At 71.0% G+C, this 16,665-nt stretch carries 16 protein-coding genes and 1 pseudogene; 11 read left to right on the plus strand and 6 right to left on the minus strand.

Translation table 11 applies throughout. The features are described from left to right. The 4 genes and pseudogenes from FNH05_RS38015 to FNH05_RS12980 all read left to right on the plus strand — a co-directional run. Positions 1-256, plus strand: a pseudogene (locus FNH05_RS38015) (hypothetical protein); the annotation flags it as partial. Positions 257-289: 33 nt separating this feature from the next. Next, positions 290-889 (plus strand): TetR/AcrR family transcriptional regulator, encoded by a 600-nt coding sequence (locus tag FNH05_RS12970; protein ID WP_144587826.1) that lies wholly within the window; start codon positions 290-292, stop codon positions 887-889. After that, positions 886-2,316, plus strand: a complete 1,431-nt coding sequence (gene purB, locus FNH05_RS12975) for an adenylosuccinate lyase (RefSeq protein WP_144587828.1) — start codon at positions 886-888, stop codon at positions 2,314-2,316. The genes FNH05_RS12970 and purB overlap by 4 nt, the downstream gene beginning before the upstream one ends. 96 nt (positions 2,317-2,412) lie before the next feature. Next, the gene (locus tag FNH05_RS12980) at positions 2,413-3,159 is read left to right on the plus strand and encodes a DUF2334 domain-containing protein (RefSeq protein ID WP_144587830.1); all 747 of its coding nucleotides are present in this window, start codon (positions 2,413-2,415) and stop codon (positions 3,157-3,159) included. Here the strand turns inward: FNH05_RS12980 and FNH05_RS12985 are convergent. After that, on the minus strand, positions 3,081-3,716 hold the full coding sequence (locus tag FNH05_RS12985) for an MBL fold metallo-hydrolase (RefSeq protein WP_144587832.1): 636 nt from the start codon (positions 3,714-3,716) through the stop codon (positions 3,081-3,083). The genes FNH05_RS12980 and FNH05_RS12985 overlap by 79 nt on opposite strands. Positions 3,717-3,914: 198 nt before the next feature. Here FNH05_RS12985 and FNH05_RS12990 point away from each other — a divergent pair, with 198 nt between their 5' ends. From FNH05_RS12990 to FNH05_RS13000, 3 genes are read left to right on the plus strand one after another with little or no spacing between them, the layout of a single operon-like run. Then, complete coding sequence (locus FNH05_RS12990) at positions 3,915-5,408, plus strand: aldehyde dehydrogenase family protein (RefSeq protein WP_144587834.1); 1,494 nt, start codon at positions 3,915-3,917, stop codon at positions 5,406-5,408. A 27-nt stretch (positions 5,409-5,435) separates the two neighbouring features. Further along, positions 5,436-5,861 (plus strand): L,D-transpeptidase, encoded by a 426-nt coding sequence (locus FNH05_RS12995; RefSeq protein ID WP_246127694.1) that lies wholly within the window; start codon positions 5,436-5,438, stop codon positions 5,859-5,861. Between the two features lie 53 nt (positions 5,862-5,914). After that, positions 5,915-6,679 carry an IclR family transcriptional regulator gene (locus tag FNH05_RS13000; protein WP_144587837.1) on the plus strand — a complete coding sequence of 255 codons (765 nt, stop codon included), beginning with the start codon at positions 5,915-5,917 and terminating at the stop codon, positions 6,677-6,679. Between the two features lie 4 nt (positions 6,680-6,683). Here FNH05_RS13000 and FNH05_RS13005 read toward each other — a convergent pair whose 3' ends face one another. Beyond that, positions 6,684-7,616: a U32 family peptidase gene (locus FNH05_RS13005; protein WP_144587839.1), complete on the minus strand. Its 933-nt coding sequence runs from the start codon at positions 7,614-7,616 to the stop codon at positions 6,684-6,686. A 187-nt stretch (positions 7,617-7,803) separates the two neighbouring features. Between FNH05_RS13005 and purS the strand changes: the two genes are divergently transcribed. After that, positions 7,804-8,040 carry a phosphoribosylformylglycinamidine synthase subunit PurS gene (gene purS, locus FNH05_RS13010; protein WP_144587841.1) on the plus strand — a complete coding sequence of 79 codons (237 nt, stop codon included), beginning with the start codon at positions 7,804-7,806 and terminating at the stop codon, positions 8,038-8,040. After that, complete coding sequence (purQ, locus tag FNH05_RS13015; protein ID WP_246127695.1) at positions 8,037-8,714, plus strand: phosphoribosylformylglycinamidine synthase subunit PurQ; 678 nt, start codon at positions 8,037-8,039, stop codon at positions 8,712-8,714. The genes purS and purQ overlap by 4 nt, the downstream gene beginning before the upstream one ends. On the opposite strand, the gene FNH05_RS13020 is transcribed toward purQ, so the two are convergent. Beyond that, positions 8,675-10,426 (minus strand): ABC transporter ATP-binding protein, encoded by a 1,752-nt coding sequence (locus FNH05_RS13020; protein WP_144587845.1) that lies wholly within the window; start codon positions 10,424-10,426, stop codon positions 8,675-8,677. The two genes, purQ and FNH05_RS13020, sit on opposite strands and share 40 nt — an antisense overlap. Next, on the minus strand, positions 10,417-11,991 hold the full coding sequence (locus FNH05_RS13025; RefSeq protein ID WP_144587847.1) for an ABC transporter transmembrane domain-containing protein: 1,575 nt from the start codon (positions 11,989-11,991) through the stop codon (positions 10,417-10,419). The genes FNH05_RS13020 and FNH05_RS13025 overlap by 10 nt, the downstream gene beginning before the upstream one ends. Positions 11,992-12,096: 105 nt before the next feature. Here FNH05_RS13025 and purL point away from each other — a divergent pair, with 105 nt between their 5' ends. Next, complete coding sequence (purL, locus tag FNH05_RS13030) at positions 12,097-14,385, plus strand: phosphoribosylformylglycinamidine synthase subunit PurL (protein WP_144587849.1); 2,289 nt, start codon at positions 12,097-12,099, stop codon at positions 14,383-14,385. A 34-nt stretch (positions 14,386-14,419) separates the two neighbouring features. Here the strand turns inward: purL and FNH05_RS13035 are convergent, their stop codons facing one another. Beyond that, positions 14,420-14,923: a GNAT family N-acetyltransferase gene (locus FNH05_RS13035; protein ID WP_246127696.1), complete on the minus strand. Its 504-nt coding sequence runs from the start codon at positions 14,921-14,923 to the stop codon at positions 14,420-14,422. A gap of 31 nt (positions 14,924-14,954) precedes the next feature. On the opposite strand from FNH05_RS13035, the gene FNH05_RS13040 reads away from it, so the two are divergent. Continuing rightward, positions 14,955-15,542, plus strand: a complete 588-nt coding sequence (locus FNH05_RS13040) for a helix-turn-helix domain-containing protein (RefSeq protein WP_144587851.1) — start codon at positions 14,955-14,957, stop codon at positions 15,540-15,542. On the opposite strand, the gene FNH05_RS13045 is transcribed toward FNH05_RS13040, so the two are convergent. Further along, positions 15,533-16,665: hypothetical protein (locus FNH05_RS13045; RefSeq protein WP_186382518.1), on the minus strand; the 1,133-nt coding region annotated here is incomplete at its 5' end. The two genes, FNH05_RS13040 and FNH05_RS13045, sit on opposite strands and share 10 nt — an antisense overlap.

Below are 16,665 nucleotides of genomic sequence, written 5' to 3' on the forward strand. Positions count from 1 at the left end.
CTCCCGGCTCTGCCCGGCGGGTGCCCGCTCCGCCGCGTTCCACGTCGCCGAATCGGGGTGCACGGGGCTGATTTCGGTGCTGGTCCTGCCCACTCCTTCGTGGCTTCCCGCACTCACCGACGGCACGGTGACGGCCGGACAACGCGCCCAGACCGGTGCCACCGTGCTTGTCCTGAGCACCCCGGACGCGGGGAGCGCCCCGCCACTGGAGTCCGCGCTGCCGTCGCTCGCGGCCACGCTCGCGCACCGTTTCTGAAGGCCCCGCCGCGGCGGGCACTAAATTCGGGTCATGACATCGGCGGCGAGCACTCCGAAGGGTGAACGACGGCGGGCGGCGCTGGTCGAAGCCGCCGCCGAACTGCTCGTCGAGGGCGGATTCGACGCGATCCGGCACCGTGCCGTCGCGGAACGCGCCGGGCTGCCGCTGGCCTCGACCACGTACTACTTCGACTCGCTCGACGATCTGGTCACCGCGGCCGTGGAGTACCGGTGCCGCATCGAGCTGGCCCACGGCCGGGCCCAGCTCGACGCCTTGGGCGCGGGACCGCGGGACGTGGACACCCTCGTGGAGAGCCTCCTGGACCAGTTGCTCGGGGAGGACGCCGGCTACGAGGCGGTGCTGTTGCGCTACGAGCGGCTGGTCACCACCGGACGGCGGCCCTACCTCAGGCCGCTGATGCGCACGCTCCAGGCCGAGTTCCACGACCTGCTGATGGAGATCTTCGCGCGGTTCGGGATGCTCATCGACCGCAAGCGGCTGGCCCAGGTCGTCGCCCTGGTCGACGGGGCGGTGGTGAACGCCCTGATCGAGATCGATCCCGATCCGCGCGCGGTGGCCCGGGACATGCTGCGGGAAGCGCTGGGGCGCCCGATTACGCTGGAGCCGTGACGGACAAGCCCAGCATCCCCAACGTGCTCGCCACCCGCTACGCCTCCCCGGAGCTGGTCGCCCTCTGGTCCCCGGAGCGGAAGGTGATCCTGGAGCGCGAGCTGTGGATCGCGGTGCTGCGCGCGCAGCAGGAGCTGGGCGTCGAGGTCGGCGACGCGGTGATCGCCGACTACGAGCGGGTCGTGGACCAGGTGGACCTGGCCTCGATCGCGGCACGGGAGCGGGTCACGCGGCACGACGTCAAGGCCAGGATCGAGGAGTTCAACGCGCTGGCCGGGCACGAACACGTGCACAAGGGCATGACCTCGCGCGACCTCACCGAAAACGTCGAGCAGCTGCAGATCCGGCGGTCGCTGGAACTGGTCCGCGGCCGGGTGGCAACGGTGCTGGCACGGCTGGCGGCGCTCGCCGCCGAGCACACCGACCTGGTGATGGCCGGCCGTTCGCACAACGTCGCCGCGCAGGCCACCACGCTGGGCAAGCGTTTCGCCACCGCCACCGACGAGCTGCTGGTCGCCTTCGAACGCCTGGACGACCTGATCGGCCGGTACCCGCTGCGCGGTATCAAGGGCCCGGTCGGCACCGCGCAGGACATGCTGGACCTGCTCGGCAACGAGGCCACCCTCGATGTGCTGGAAAGCCGGATCGCCGAGCACCTCGGCTTCACCCGCACCTTCACCAGCGTCGGCCAGGTCTATCCGCGCTCGCTGGACTTCGACGTGCTCTCCACCCTGGTGCAGCTGGCCGCGGCGCCGTCCAGCCTGGCCAAGACGATCCGCCTGATGGCCGGGCACGAGCTGGTCACCGAGGGGTTCAAGCCCGGCCAGGTGGGCTCGTCGGCGATGCCGCACAAGATGAACACGCGCTCGTGCGAGCGGGTCAACGGGCTCACCGTGGTGCTGCGCGGCTACCTGTCGATGATCGGCGAGCTGGCGGGCGACCAGTGGAACGAGGGGGACGTCTCGGATTCGGTGGTGCGCCGGGTCGCGCTGCCCGACGCGTTCTTCGCGCTGGACGGCCTGCTGGAGACCTTCCTCACCGTGCTGAACGAGTTCGGCGCCTTCCCGGCCGTGGTGGCGCGCGAACTCGACCGCTACCTGCCGTTCCTCGCCACCACGAAGGTGCTGATGGCTTCGGTGCGGGCCGGGGTGGGCCGCGAGACCGCGCACGAGGCGATCAAGGAGAACGCGGTGTCGGTCGCGCTGGCGATGCGCGAGCAGGGGCTGGAGCGCAACGACCTGCTCGACCGGCTCGCCGCCGACGACCGGATCCCGCTGACCCGCGCCGACCTGGACGAACTGCTCGCGGACCGGTTGTCCTTCACCGGGGTGGCGACCGCGCAGGTGGCCACCATCGTGAAGCGTGTCGAAGACATCCTCACCCGCTTCCCGGAAGCAGCCCACTACGTTCCGGCGCCGATCCTGTAGCCGTGAAGGGCCCCGGGACGGCGAGTTCGGCCGCCCGGTGGCGGGGTGTCACCCGGGGGTCAACGCGAGGTCATCTCGGGCTGGCCCAATGGGGGCATGACCGCCAGGTTGCTGGTCTCGCTGTCCGGCATCAGCGCACGGACGCTGCACCGCTGCGCGGATCTCGCCGCGGAGCTGGACCGGCGGGAAGTCCCACTCACCCTGCTGTTCACGCCGCGCACCGACGGCACACCCGCGGTGACCGGGTGGCTCCGCGCCCGGACGCGGCTCGGCGACGGCCTGCTTCTCCACGGCTACGACCACCGGGTGACGCCTTCGCATCGGGCCGTCAGCTTCGGCCGCAAGGCGGAGTTCGCCGCGCTCCCGGCCCACGAGGCCCGGCTGCGGCTGATCGCCGCGAGTGCCGCGCTCGACGCGGCGGGCCTGAGCGCGGACGGGTTCGCGCCCCCGCGCTGGCTGGCCTCGCGGGGCACTCTGGAGGCCCTGCGCGGCCAGGATTTCCGGCTGTGCGCGGAACTGTCCGCGGTGCACGATCTGCGGACCGGTGAGGTGCATCGGGCCCGGGTCCAGGAGTTCAGCGCGCACGCACACGGCGAGACGGTCCGGAGCTTCGCGCTCGTCCTCGCCGCGGCGCGCGCGGCGAGACGCGGGGGACTGGTGCGGCTCGGGGTGGACGCCGCCGATCTGGCCCGGCCCGGTCTCCGGCACGCGCTGCTCGACGCGGTCGACGTCGCGCTGGGAAACCGGGCCTTCGGCACCACGTATCAGAGGTTGACGGCCTCACCGCGGGGCGCGACGCGCACCTCGGTGCCCTCGGGCGACAGGTGCGTGAACATGCCGTAGTGCATGGCCGGGTTGGCCAGGGTCACCTCGTGGATCGGCACCGCGATGCGGGGGGACACCGCCCGCATGAAGTCCACCGCCTCGCCGACCTTCAGCCACGGAGCGCCGGTCGGCAGGCCGAGCACGTCGACCTTCTGCTCCGGGACGAAGAACGAGTCGCCGGGGTGGTAGAACGCCCCGTGGTCGATCAGGTATCCGACGTTGGGGATGTTCGGGATGTCCTGGTGGATCAGCGCGTGCTCGCCGCCGGTCACGGTGACCGCCGCCTTGCCCGCCTCGAAGGCGTCCCCGGGGCGGACGACCTGGAACTCCACGTCCAGCTTGGCCACGGTCTCCTCGGAGCCGGGGTCGACGTAGAGCTTCGCCTCCGGGTTGGCCTTCAGCAGCGCGGGCAGCTTCTCCACGTCGATGTGGTCGTAGTGCTGGTGGGTGATCAGGACCGCGTCGAGCTCGCGCTCGCCTTCGAATCCTTCGGAAAAGGCACCGGGATCGAGCAGGATCCGCGCCCCATCGGTCTCCAGCAGTACGCAAGCGTGTCCATAATGGACAATTCGCATGGTGGTTCTTCCTGTGCTCTCTTCTGGCTTCGGACCAGTTCAGCCTAGGACCGCGAGCACGGGAGCACCAAGATCGGCCCGCGTCCTCGTCCGCGAACCCGGCGAACGCGACTTTCCGCGGGGTAGTGAGCTCGGCCACGGATTGTGTCATGCTGAACGTACTGGCGAGTAGTCAGGGGAGACAGCAGGAGGCGCAGCATGACCGCGGTGGAGCCGAAGCCGGCAGTGGCGCAGGAGACCTTCGACTCGCTGAACCCGGCGACCGACGAGGTGGTGGGCACCTATCCGGTGCACACGGCCGAGCAGGTCGGTGAGGCCGTCGCGCGGGCGCGCGAGGCCTCCCGGTGGTGGGCCTCCCTCGGCTTCGACGGACGGGCGGAGCGGCTGCGCCGGTGGACGGCGACCATCACCCGCCGGATGACCGAACTCGGCGAGGTCGTGCAACGCGAAACGGGCAAGCCCGCCGGGGACGCGCAGCTCGAGATCGTGCTGGCCATCGAGCACATCGCGTGGGCGGCCCGCAACGCCCGCAAGGTGCTCGGGCGCAAGCGCCGCCCGGCCGGTCTGCTGCTGAGCAACCACAGCGCGACCGTGGAGTACCAGCCGCTCGGCGTGGTCGGCGTGATCGGCCCGTGGAACTACCCGGTGTACACGCCGATGGGCTCGATCACCTACGCGCTGGCGGCCGGGAACACCATCGTCTTCAAGCCCAGCGAGTACACCCCCGGCGTGGGCAAATGGCTGGTCGACACCTTCGCCGAGGTCGTGCCCGAGTACCCCGTGGTCCAGCTCGTCACCGGTTTCGGTGCCACCGGGGCCGCACTGGTGGGCGCCGGCGTCGACAAGATCGCGTTCACCGGTTCCACCGCCACCGGCAAGAAGATCATGGCCGCGGCCGCCGAGACGCTCACCCCGGTGATCATCGAGGCCGGCGGCAAGGACCCGCTGATCGTGGACGCCGACGCCGATCTCGACGCGGCCGCCGACGCCGCGGTCTGGGGCGCGTTCTCCAACTCGGGCCAGACCTGCATCGGCGTGGAACGCGTCTACGTGCACGAACAGGTCTACGACACGTTCCTGAAGAAGGTCATGGAGCTGACGGACAAGGTCAAGCCGGGGGTCCAGTACGGCCCGATGACCATGCCCGCCCAGCTCGACGTGGTCCGCAGGCACATCTCCGACGCGCTGGCGCGCGGCGGCCGGGCGCTGACCGGCGGCAAGGACGCGGTCGGCGACCGCTACGTCGCCCCGACGGTGCTGGTCGACGTCCCGGAGGACTCCGAGGCCGTGCGCGAAGAGACCTTCGGACCGACCATGACCATCGCCAAGGTGCGGGACATGGAGGAGGCCATCGAGAAGGCCAACGCCACCCGCTACGGCCTCGCCTCGACGGTCTTCTCCCGGCAGAACGGCCCGCGGATCGCCGCCCGCCTGCGCGCCGGGATGACTTCGATCAACGCGCCGTTCTCGTTCGCGGGCATGGCCTCGCTGCCCTTCGGCGGCATCGGTGACTCGGGTTTCGGCCGCATCCACGGCCCGGAAGGACTGCGCGAGTTCTCCCGGCCGAAGGCGGTCGCGCGGCAGCGGTTCACCGCACCGATCCAGCTGACCTCGTTCAGCCGGACCGAGAAGACCGAGAAGCTGGTCCGCACCCTGGTCACCGCCCTGTATGGACGCGGCGCCAAGGGGTAACCCTCCGGCATGACAACCTTACGAAAGATGACCGGAACGCTCGTGGGAGCGGTGGTGGCGACCGGCGCGTTCGCGATGGCCACCCCGGCGGCGGAGGCCGCGGCGGCACCCTGTGACGCCGCGGCCAAGGCGTGCCTGCAGTTGCACACCCACCGCGCCTGGCTGATGAACCGGGGCGCGGTGGCCTACGGCCCGGTGCCGGTGACCGTCGGCAGACCGGGCCACGTGACCCCGCAGGGTCGATTTTCGGTGCTGTACAAGGATCTTCATCACTACAGCACCGAGTACAACGGCCCGATGCCGTACTCGGTGTTCTTCACCCGCACCGGGGTGGCGTTTCACGAGGGCAGCCTGAGTGTGCCGTCGCACGGGTGCGTGCACCTGTCCCACGACGCCGCGGTGACCTTCTTCCAGAAGCTCCGCCCCGGCGACACCGTCGAGGTCGTGAACTAGCCGGGCCGTGAGAACCCGACTCGGTGGAGGGACGGGCGGGGTAGCGTGTGGCGGTGCCTCGCCTCGTGCCCGCCGTGGTCCGCGCAGCCGACATCCTGGAGTTGTTTCTCGGCGCGGAGACGGCGCTGTCCGCCGCGGAGATCACCGCCCGGCTCGGGCTGCCCCGGTCCACCACGCACGAACTGCTGACCACGCTGGTCGCGCGCCGCTACCTGGACCGCCTGACCGGGGAGGAAACCACATACCGGCTCGGCCCGAAGCTGCTCGAACTGGGCTCGCGCTACCAGGAACGGCTGGAGTTCGCGGCCGAGGCGGACGCGGTGGCCCGATCGGTGGCGGCGCGATGCGGCGAAACCGTGCACGTGGCCGTGCTCGACGGCCTCGACGTGGTCTACATATCCAAAGCGGACTCGACGCATTCGGTCCGGCTGATCTCCGAGGTGGGCCGCAGACTGCCGGCGCACTGCACCGCGGTCGGGAAGGCGCTGCTGGCCGGTCTTCCCACCGAAGAGCTGGCCGAACGGCTCCACGGCCACCGGCTGACCGCCCTCACCGGGCGCAGCATCACCTCCCGCGCCGCCCTGCTGCCCGAACTGGACCGCGTGCGCGCGGACGGGGTGGCCCACGAGCGCGGTGAGTCCAATCCGGACGCCGGTTGCGTGGCCGCCCCGGTGCCGGACGCCCGGGGCCGCTGGGTGGCCGCGATGAGCATCTCCATCCCCACCTCGCGTCATTCCGAAGCCGCTTGGCGGGACTGGGAACGGCTCGTCCGCGAAGGCGCCGCCGAGCTGTCCGCCCGGCTCGGCGGACGACCGTGACCGGTCAGGACGGCCGCGGTACCGCGAGATCCGCCGCGGGCAGCGGGGAGGCGACCGCCTCGGGCGCGTAGCGGCGCAGCAGTTCCATGCCGATCTCCGCACGCCGGACCCGTTCCCGCACCAGCGCGACCGCGGTGGACGTCAGATGGGTTCCGCTCGGATAGATGTTCGGCGCGTTGCGCAGTCCGAACTTGACGTACACCGGTGCCGCCACCCGCACGATCTCGGCGATCTCGAAGTGCCGGACGAAACCACCGAGATCGTCGGGCGCTTCGACGTAGATGTCGAGCGGGATGTCGACCGTGGCGCGGAGGGCGGCGAGCTGGGCGAGGCCGAGGTCGGTGGGGACGTTGTAGGTGGTCGCGCCGGTTTCGGCGGCGAGCCGGACCGACGCGGGGTTGGCCAGGCCCATCTGCACGCTCGCCTTGAACCGCAGGTCGACGGGCAGCTCACCGGCCGCCCGCATCCGGTCGGCGACGGCGAGCACGCCGAGGTCGGTCACCAGCACGCTGCGGATCCCGGCCTCCGTGGTGCGGCGGATGTCCTCGAGCACGTGCACCAGTTGCTCGGTGCCCCGCACCTGTGCGGCGAACACGCCTCCGCCGGAGGCGACGGGCGCGGCCCCGGTGTCCCAGGCGGCGACCGGACGGGCGAACAGGCTCACCTCGACCGACCGCGCGTGCGCGAGCCGGGCGATCGTGGCCAGGTCGCCCTGGGTGAGCAGCATCCCGCCGCTGCCCTGGGAGACGCGGTGGACCATCACACCCCGCGCGTCCGCCTCGGTGAATACGGCGTCCAACGCTTCCGGCCCTTCGACGCTGGGGATCTCGACGCGGTACTGCCCGCCGTCGGGAAACCGCTTGGTACTGCTGGGCAGGCCGTGCGGATCCTCGCCGGGAAGGCCGAGGGAACGCAGGAAGTCCCGGGTGCGCCGCATCCGCCACCGTCCGATATCTCAGACACGCTCCATCATTCCAGACGAGATTAGGAAGCGGGAGACTCACGGGTCAAGCCGCCAACGGGATGACCGCGCTGTCGCCTCCAGGCCGCCGCACCGGTTCGGCGCCCACTCGGTTACCCTCGAGAGGTACCTCCTACCTGCGAATACCTGGGAGCGCCCCGCCGTGGCCCGAGTCGTGGTCGATGTCATGCCCAAACCCGAGATCCTGGACCCGCAAGGCCAGGCCGTGGCAGGAGCCCTGCCACGCCTGGGCTTCACCGGAGTGCGCGAGGTGCGCCAGGGCAAGCACTTCGAGCTCGAAGTCGACGACTCGGTCGACGACGAGACGCTGGCCAAGATCGCCGAAGGCTTCCTCGCCAACCCGGTGATCGAGGAATGGACCGTGCGGAGGCTGTCGTGAAGATCGGTGTGATCACCTTCCCCGGCACCCTCGACGACGTGGACGCGGCCCGCGCGGCCCGCTACGCCGACGCCGAGGCGGTGTCGCTGTGGCACGCCGACGAGGACCTCCACGGCGTGGACGCGGTGATCGTGCCCGGCGGGTTCTCCTACGGCGACTACCTGCGCTGCGGCGCGATCGCCCGGTTCGCCCCGGTGATGACCTCGGTGGTCGAGGCGGCCCGCAAGGGCATGCCCGTGCTCGGCATCTGCAATGGCTTCCAGATCCTGTGCGAGGCCGGTTTGCTGCCCGGTGCACTGGTCCGCAACGCGAAGCTGCACTTCGTGTGCCGTGACCAGTGGCTGCGCGTGGAGAACAACACCACGAGCTGGACCGGCCGCTACGAGAAGGGCGCGGAGATCCTCGTCCCGCTCAAGTCGGGCGAGGGTGGTTACGTCGCCGACCAGTCCACTCTGGACGAGTTGGAGGGCGAAGGCCGCGTCGTGTTCCGCTATGTCGGCGAGAACCCGAACGGCTCCCGTAACGACATCGCCGGGGTGTGCAGCGCGAACGGCCGCGTGGTCGGCCTGATGCCGCACCCCGAGCACGCGATCGACGCCCTCACCGGTCCCTCCGACGACGGGCTCGGCATGTTCTACTCGGCGGTCGACGCCCTGGTCGCCGCCACCGCCTGAGCCTCCACCAGCCGGGCATAGGACCCGCCCGCCGCGAGCAGTCCGGCGTGCGGGCCCAGCTCGGTGATCCGGCCGTCCTCCACCACGGCGACGCGGTCGGCCGCCGCGGCCGTGTGCAGGCGGTGCGCGATCGCGATCACCGTCCGCCCGTCGAGCACGCGGCGCAGCGAGCGTTCCAGTTGCCGCGCCGAGGAGTCGTCGAGCAGCGAGGTCGCTTCGTCCAGCACCACGGTGTGCGGGTCGGCCAGCACCACCCTGGCCAGCGCGAGCTGCTGCGCGACCGCCGCGGGCACGGCCCGCGCCCCGGAGCCCAGCCGCGTGTCCAGCCCCTCGGGCAGAGTGGCCAGCCAGTCCGCCAGCCCGGCCGCGTCGAGTGCCGCGACCAGCTGTTCGCCGGTCCATTCCCCGGCGGGCAGGGTCAGGTTCTCCCGCAGGGTGCCCGCGAACACGTGCTGCTCCTGCGTGAGCAACAACACCTCCCGGCGCAACAGGTCCTCCGGCAGCGCCGAAACCTCCGCACCGCCGATGGTCACCGATCCCGAATCCGGAGTGGCCACCCCGGCGAGCAGCCTGCCGAGCGTGGACTTGCCCGCTCCCGACGGCCCGACGATCGCCAGCCGCTCGCCCGGCGGCACGCGCAGGTCGATCCCGTGCAGCACCTCGCGGTCGGCCGAGTACCCGTAGCGCACGTCGCGCAGCACGATTTCGCGGCCCTGTGGAGTGCCGCCGTGCCGTGGCTGTCCGTGCCCGCGCACACCGAGCACGCGCCGCAGCGCGGTGCCCGACACCTGCAGGTCCTCCATCCACCACAGCAGTTCCTCGACCGGGGCGGCGAGCGCCTGCTGATACATGACCATGGTGGCCACGGTGCCGAGACCGGCCAGGCCCGCGGCGTAGGCCCAGCCGCCGGTCAGCAGCATCACCGCGATCGGCAGCACCTGCGACAACTGGAGCCACGGCACCCACCGCACGGCCATCGACCGCAGCCTGCGCTCCTCGCGGATCGCCGCGCCGAGGGTCCGGTCCCCGAGCGCGATCCGGCGGCCGACCAGGCTGAGCGCCTCCGCGGTCCGTGCGCCGTCCGCGGTCTCGTGCAGCCTGGTCTGCACGTCGGCCCAGTGGTCCAGCATCCGTTCCATCACCGGCGGCACACCCCGCAGGTACCGCCGCGTCGGCAGGAACAGGACCACCGGGACGGCCAGCAGGCCCAGCGACAGCAGCGGCGAGGTCACGATCATGGCGGCCACCGTGATCACCGCGGTGATCGAGGCGACCGAGATCTCGGGAAGGGCGTTGCGGACCGCGTACTGGATGCGGTCGGAGTCGGTGGTCGCACGGCTGAGCAGGTCGCCGGTGCCCACCGCCTCCACCGTGCCCAGCGGCAGGCTCAGCGCCCGCTCGACGAATCGTTCCCGGGTTTCGGCCAGCACCCGCTCACCGAGCATGCCCGCCCTGGCCCGCGCGATCTGTTTCAGCACCGCCTGCAGCAGCAGGATCACGACGAACGACACCGCGAGCACGTCGATCCGCGGCGAACCGGCAACCACGGAGTCCACCAGCCGGCCCAGGATCTGCGGCCCGGCCAGGCCCGCGACCGACGCCAGGCAGAACAGGCCGATCACCACGACGAAGGCGCGCCGGCGGGCACGGAAGGTCGCGGCGAGCCAGGCGCGGGCCTCGGCCGCGGTGGCCAGTGGCAGCCTCACCGGCATGTGATCACCTCGTCCGCCACGTTCGTCCACAACGGACTCTCCGTGAACACCACGGTGGTCCGGCCGCGCCGCAGCCGCGCGACCCGTTCGGTGATGCGGGCCTCGGTGTGCGTGTCCACCGCCGAGGTCGGCTCGTCGAGCAGCAGTGCGTCGGCGTCGGTGGCCAGCGCCCTGGCCAGGTTCAGCCGCTGGCGCTGGCCGCCGGACACCTCGCGCCCCCGTTCGCCGATCACCTCGTCCATTCCCGACGGGAACCCGGCCACGACGTCACCCGCGTCGGCCGCCCACAACGCCCGTTCGGCCCGCTGCGGGGGCACCAACTGCTCGCGCAACACCCCGGAAAACCACAGGTCCTGGTTGTGCGCATAGACCACCCGTGAGCGCAGTTCGGCGACCGCGACCCGGTCGGCGGGGATCCCGGACACCAGCACCCGTTCCCCCTCCACCGCCTCGCTGAACCGCGCCATCCGCGCCGCGAGCGGCTCGGCGGCAGGCCCGGCGTCGATCACGGTCAGCTTGCCCGCGACGGCGGTGATGCCGGTTTCGGTGTCGTGCAGCTCCAATGCTCCCTCGGGCAGCGAGACCGGCCGCTCCGGCTCCGGCAGTGCCGGGCGCAGGCTCAGCACCCCGCAGACCTTCTTCGCGGCGACCATCGCCGCGGCGAAGATCCCGGCGGCCTCGGTCGCGGTGCTCACCGGCACCAGGAGGAAGGCCGACGCCCCGTAGAAGGTCACCAGTTCACCCACGTCGATGGTGCCCGCGACGGCCAGGTGCGCACCCAGCCAGGTGATCGCGATCGTGACCAGTCCCGGCAGCAGCACCTCGGCCCCGGTCAGCCACGATTCACTGCGCGCCACGTCGAACCCGGCCCCGCGCACCCGGCGGCTCGCCTGCCGGAACCGGTCGAGGAACCGGCGCTCCCCACCGACGCCCCGCAGGATCCGCAGTCCCGAGACGATGTCCGCGGCGAGCGCGTTCACCTCGGACAGCTTTTCGCGCTGGTCACCCTTGCGGCGCTGCAACGGGGCGACGAGCCAGCCGATCCCGAGCACGGCGAGCGGCACCCCGATCACGGCCACCAGGCCCAGCAGCGGCGAGATGACCAGCAGCACGACACCGACGGTGACGAAGGCCACCACCGAACCGATGAGCCGCCCCAGCACCTCCAGCAGGTTGCCGACCCGGGAGACGTCGTTCGACGAGATCGCCATCACGTCACCCGTCGCGGCCTGCGCGCTCAACGACGCACCGAGGCGCGCCACGTGGCCGGACACCGCGCGCTGGGTCGTTTCGGCGCCGTGGATCCACAGCGTGTGCGCGGTGAAATACACTCCCGTGCCCGACAACGCCTGCAGCACGCCGAGACCGGCGACCAGCAGGACGTCACCGGTGAGCGCTTCGTGACGGGCGATCGCCTCGACCGCGTCCCCGGCCACCAGCGGGAGCAGCGCACCGGGCAGCAGCCAGACCGCGCCGAGCAGGCCCGACGCGGTCGCGAGCCAGGGGCTCGCGCGGAGCAGCGCGGCGAGGTAACGCAGCGGAGTCAGCCGGGTGGGCAGGCGCATTCTTTTCAAGGTAGGGAGCCACGGGTGGCGGGGCGAGCGATTTTTACCCGCTCGGGCCCGTTGGCCCCCCACGCCCGCGCGACACGGCCCGTTTACCCTGGAGAGGTGACGGAATCCCTGGTCATCGACACGACCGCGCACGCCTCCGAAACCCCGGACACCCCGCAGCCCTACCGCGAACTCGGCCTCGCCGACGACGAGTACGCCCGCATCCGCGAGATCCTCGGCCGCAGGCCCACCGACGCCGAACTGGCCATGTACTCGGTGATGTGGAGCGAGCACTGCTCCTACAAGTCTTCCAAGAAGCACCTGCGCTACTTCGGGGAGACCACCACCGAGGAGATGAAGGCCAAGATGCTGGCCGGCATCGGCGAGAACGCGGGCGTGGTGGACATCGGGGACGGGTGGGCCGTCACGTTCAAGGCGGAAAGCCACAACCATCCGTCCTATGTGGAGCCTTACCAGGGCGCGGCCACCGGGGTCGGCGGGATCGTCCGCGACATCCTCGCGATGGGCGCGCGCCCGCTGGCGGTGGCCGATTCGCTCCGCTTCGGCCCGGCCGACGCCCCCGACACCCGTCGCGTGCTGCCCGGGATCGTGGCGGGCGTCGCCGGCTACGGCAACTGCCTCGGCCTGCCGAACGTCGGCGGCGAGGTCGTGTTCGACGCGTCCTACGCGGGCAACCCGCTGGTGAACGCGCTGTGCGTGGGCGCGATGCGGGCCGAAGACCTGCACCTCGCGTTCGCCTCCGGCACCGGTAACAAGATCATCCTGTTCGGGGCCCGCACCGGTCTCGACGGCATCGGCGGCGTGTCGGTACTGGCCAGCGACACCTTCTCCGGGGAGGAGTCCGGCAGCGGCCGCAAGAAGCTGCCCAGCGTCCAGGTCGGCGACCCGTTCACCGAGAAGGTACTCATCGAGTGCTGCCTCGAACTGTTCGCGAAGAAGCTCGTGGTCGGCATCCAGGACCTCGGCGGCGCCGGGCTGTCCTGCGCGACCTCGGAACTCGCGGCGGCAGGCGACGGCGGCATGTTCATCGACCTCGACCGCATTCCCCTGCGCGCCGAGGGGATGACGGCGGCGGAAATCCTGTCCAGCGAGTCGCAGGAGCGCATGTGCGCGGTCGTCGAACCGTCCAAGGTGGACGAGTTCATGGCGATCTGCCGCAAGTGGGACGTGCTCGCCACCGAGATCGGCGAGGTGACCGACGGCGACCACCTGGTCATCACCTGGCGCGGTGAGACCGTGGTCGACGTGCCGCCGCGCACCGTGGCCCTGCAGGGTCCCGTGTACGACCGGCCGATCGAGCGGCCGTCCTTCCAGGATGCGCTGCAGGCCGACACCCCGGACAACCTGCCCCGGCCGACCACCACGGAAGAGCTGCGGGAAACGCTGCTGCGCGTGATCTCCTCGCCGAACCAGGCCGCCAAGGACTGGGTCACCGAGCAGTATGACCGCTACGTCCGCGGCAACACCGTGCTCGCCCAGCCCGCCGACTCTGGCCTGATCCGGATCGACGAGAACACCGGCCGCGGGGTCGCGGTGTCCACCGACTGCAACAGCCGGTTCGTCTACCTCGACCCGTACACCGGCGCCCAGCTCGCGCTGGCCGAGGCGTACCGCAACGTCGCCACCACCGGCGCCACCCCACTCGCCGTCACGGACTGCCTCAACTTCGGCGCCCCGACCGATCCCGGCGTGATGTGGCAGTTCGAGCGGGCCGTACACGGCCTCGCCGACGGGTGCGCCCAGCTCGGCATTCCGGTGACCGGCGGCAACGTCAGCTTCTTCAACCAGACGGGCGACACCGCGATCCTGCCCACCCCGCTGGTCGGCGTGCTCGGCGTGATCGACGACGTCCGCCGCCGCATCCCCACCGGTATCGGCGCGGAGGCCGGGGAGACGCTGCTGCTGCTGGGCGAGACGCACGACGAGTTCGGCGGCTCCGCCTGGGCGCAGGTCATGCACGGGCACCTCGGCGGGCTGCCGCCGAAGGTGGACCTGGAGCGCGAGCGCCTGCTCGCCGAGATCCTGGTCGCCGGTTCCCGGGACGGCATGATCTCCGCGGCGCACGACCTGTCCGACGGTGGCCTCGCCCAGGCGCTGGTGGAGACCGCGCTGGCGGGTCAGTGCGGGGCGCGCATCTTCCTCGACGAGGACGCCGACGCGTTCGTGCAGCTGTTCTCGGAGTCCGCCGGTCGCGTGCTGGTGGCCGTGCCGCGCACCGAGGAGCTGCGGTTCACCGAGATGTGCACCGCGCGGGGCCTGCCGTGGCGGAAGACCGGGGTGGTGGACCCCGAGTCGAACAGCCTGGAGATCCAGGGCGTGGCGGACTTCTCCCTCGACGAGCTGCGGGCGGCCTGGGAGGGCACCCTCCCCGGGATCTTCGGCTGAGAATCCCCGCCCCGAGGGGCTGTGAAGGGACCCTTCACAGCCCCTCGGGGGTCAGGCTGCGCTGCATCAGGAGCGTGTCGAGCCACTGGCCGTGCTTGAACCCGACGTTGGTGAGCCGCCCCGCTTCGGTGAAGCCGTGGCGGCGGTGCAGTGCGGCGGACGCGCTCTCGTTCCCGTTGTCGACGATCACCGCGATCATCTCGCGGAGACCCGCCGCGGCGGATCGAGTCAGCAGTTCGCGGAACAGCAGGCCGCCGAGGCCCTGCCCGACCGCCCACGGCGCGAGGTAGATCGAATCCTCCACCGTCCGGCGGTAGGCGGGCCTGGTCTTCCACGGGCCGCAGTAGGCGTATCCGGCGAGCTTCCCCGAGGTTTCCGCGACCAGGAACGGCAGGCCGGCGTCGACGATCGCACTGAAACGCCGATTCCATTCAGCCTCGCCGGGTGGTTCGAGCTCGAAGGTGGCGGTGGAGTTCTCGACGTAGTGCGCGTAGATCTCGGCAATCCCGGGGAGATCGTCCAGACTCGCCGATTTCACTATAGAAGAATGATCCACTACTATAGGATACATGGACCTGGTGGCGCTGGGTGAGCGAATTCAGGCTGCGCGAACCGAACGGGGCCTGACCCTGCAGGCACTCGCCGAGCGCTCGGAAGTGAGCGTGAGCATGCTGTCCGCGGTCGAGCGCGCGGCGAAGGCGCCCACCGTCGTGGTGCTCGACCGCATCGCCACCGGGCTCGGCATCCCCCTCGCCGAGCTGCTCACCCCGCCGGAACGCATGATCCTCCGCCGGGCCGCCGAGCAGGACACCGTGGCCGAGCCCGGCGGGTGGGAGCGCACCATCCTCACCCCCGTGGTCCCCGGGGTGAACTTCGAGTGGATCCGCTCGACCCTGCCGCCGCACTGCGAAGCAGGCACCTACCCGCCCTACGCGGCGGGCTCACACGAGTTCATCGTGGTCCAGACCGGCACCCTGACCCTCACCGTCGACGGCGAGACCGTCGTCCTGCGCGAGGGAGACTCTCTCTACCTCGCGGCGGACGTGACCCTGTCCTACGCCAACCGCGCGGAAACGTCCTGCACGTACCACGTCGCGGCGATGATCATGCGGCCGAGGCGTCCCGGCCTCGGCCGCATGACCGTCGATCAGAAGTAGGCGAAGTTGTCGATGCAGATGTTGGTGCTGCTGTCGGGGCTTTCGGGGCCGGCGGTGACGATCCCACCGACCGACTCACCGCCGACCGTCCCCTTGAGCGTGCCCGTCGCCATCGAGCCGAAGACGTGGACGTCGACGCTGAACTTCGCGCCCTTCGAGGCGGCGTCGCTGGCGGACTTCTGGACGTCGGTCACGTCCTTCTGACACACCATGGTCATCGCACCCGAACTGTCCCCGGCGTTGACCTTGTCGATGAAGTCGTTCACGAGCTTGCCCGCCGAGGAGTCGGCGCCGCTGTCCGAACTCGAACTCGACGACGAACTCGACGAACTCGACGAGCGGCTCGACCGGGTCGACGAGGTCGGGGACGAACTGCCGCCGGCACTGTCGCTCTGCGTGTCCTTCCAGCACCACTTGCCGTTCTCGTTCGCCAGCACGGCGGCGAGGCTGCCCTCTCCCTTGCTGGTGGTGTAGTTCACCGCGACGGTCGCCTGGTTACCGTTGACCTGCACCGGCCCCAGCTTGACGGTCTTGACGGCCGACACGTCCTTGATCAGGCCGGTTACCGCCGAGGTGGCGTCGCCGCACTTCAGGGCGTTCAGCGCGGTCTGGTCGTGTTTGGCCACGGCATCGGCGACCGACTGCGCCGTGGTCTGCGCGCCCGCCTGCCCGCCCGAATCCTTGCTCAGGAAGAAGCCCGGCACCCAGAATCCGGTGATCCCCAGTGCGGCGAGGATCACCACGAGGCCGATGCTCAGCCCGATCCACAGGCCCTTCTTGCCGCCACCACCGCCGCCGGGCTGCCCTTCGGGGTAACCCGGGAACTGACCGGTGGGTGGGTAGCCGCCACCACCACCCGCCGAGGGATCGAAGGCCGGATAGGGCTGGGTGTAGCCACCCTGGCCGTACTGCGGCGCACCGGGTTGCACACCGGGCTGGGGCGCACCGGGCTGGGGAAACCCGCCGGTCTGCGGATAGCCTCCCGGTTGCGGATAGCCGCCGGGCTGCTGACCATACCCACCGGGCTGACCGTACCCACCGGGCTGGCCGTACCCGCCCGGCTGTTGACCATAGGAATCCGGCTGCTGGCCGTAATCGGGCTGCCCCGGCTGCGGTGGATAGG

This window comes from Amycolatopsis rhizosphaerae (assembly GCF_007713715.1).
Lineage (GTDB): Bacteria > Actinomycetota > Actinomycetes > Mycobacteriales > Pseudonocardiaceae > Amycolatopsis_E > Amycolatopsis_E rhizosphaerae.

Coding starts and splice junctions, on each gene's coding strand:
- FNH05_RS12970 (WP_144587826.1), top strand. CDS start 290: ATGACATCGGCGGCGAGCACTCCGAAGGGTGAACGACGGCGGGCGGCG.
- FNH05_RS12980 (WP_144587830.1), top strand. CDS start 2,413: ATGACCGCCAGGTTGCTGGTCTCGCTGTCCGGCATCAGCGCACGGACG.
- FNH05_RS12985 (WP_144587832.1), bottom strand. CDS start 3,716: ATGCGAATTGTCCATTATGGACACGCTTGCGTACTGCTGGAGACCGAT.
- FNH05_RS12990 (WP_144587834.1), top strand. CDS start 3,915: ATGACCGCGGTGGAGCCGAAGCCGGCAGTGGCGCAGGAGACCTTCGAC.
- FNH05_RS12995 (WP_246127694.1), top strand. CDS start 5,436: ATGACCGGAACGCTCGTGGGAGCGGTGGTGGCGACCGGCGCGTTCGCG.
- FNH05_RS13005 (WP_144587839.1), bottom strand. CDS start 7,616: ATGCGGCGCACCCGGGACTTCCTGCGTTCCCTCGGCCTTCCCGGCGAG.
- FNH05_RS13020 (WP_144587845.1), bottom strand. CDS start 10,426: ATGCCGGTGAGGCTGCCACTGGCCACCGCGGCCGAGGCCCGCGCCTGG.
- FNH05_RS13025 (WP_144587847.1), bottom strand. CDS start 11,991: ATGCGCCTGCCCACCCGGCTGACTCCGCTGCGTTACCTCGCCGCGCTG.
- FNH05_RS13040 (WP_144587851.1), top strand. CDS start 14,955: ATGGACCTGGTGGCGCTGGGTGAGCGAATTCAGGCTGCGCGAACCGAA.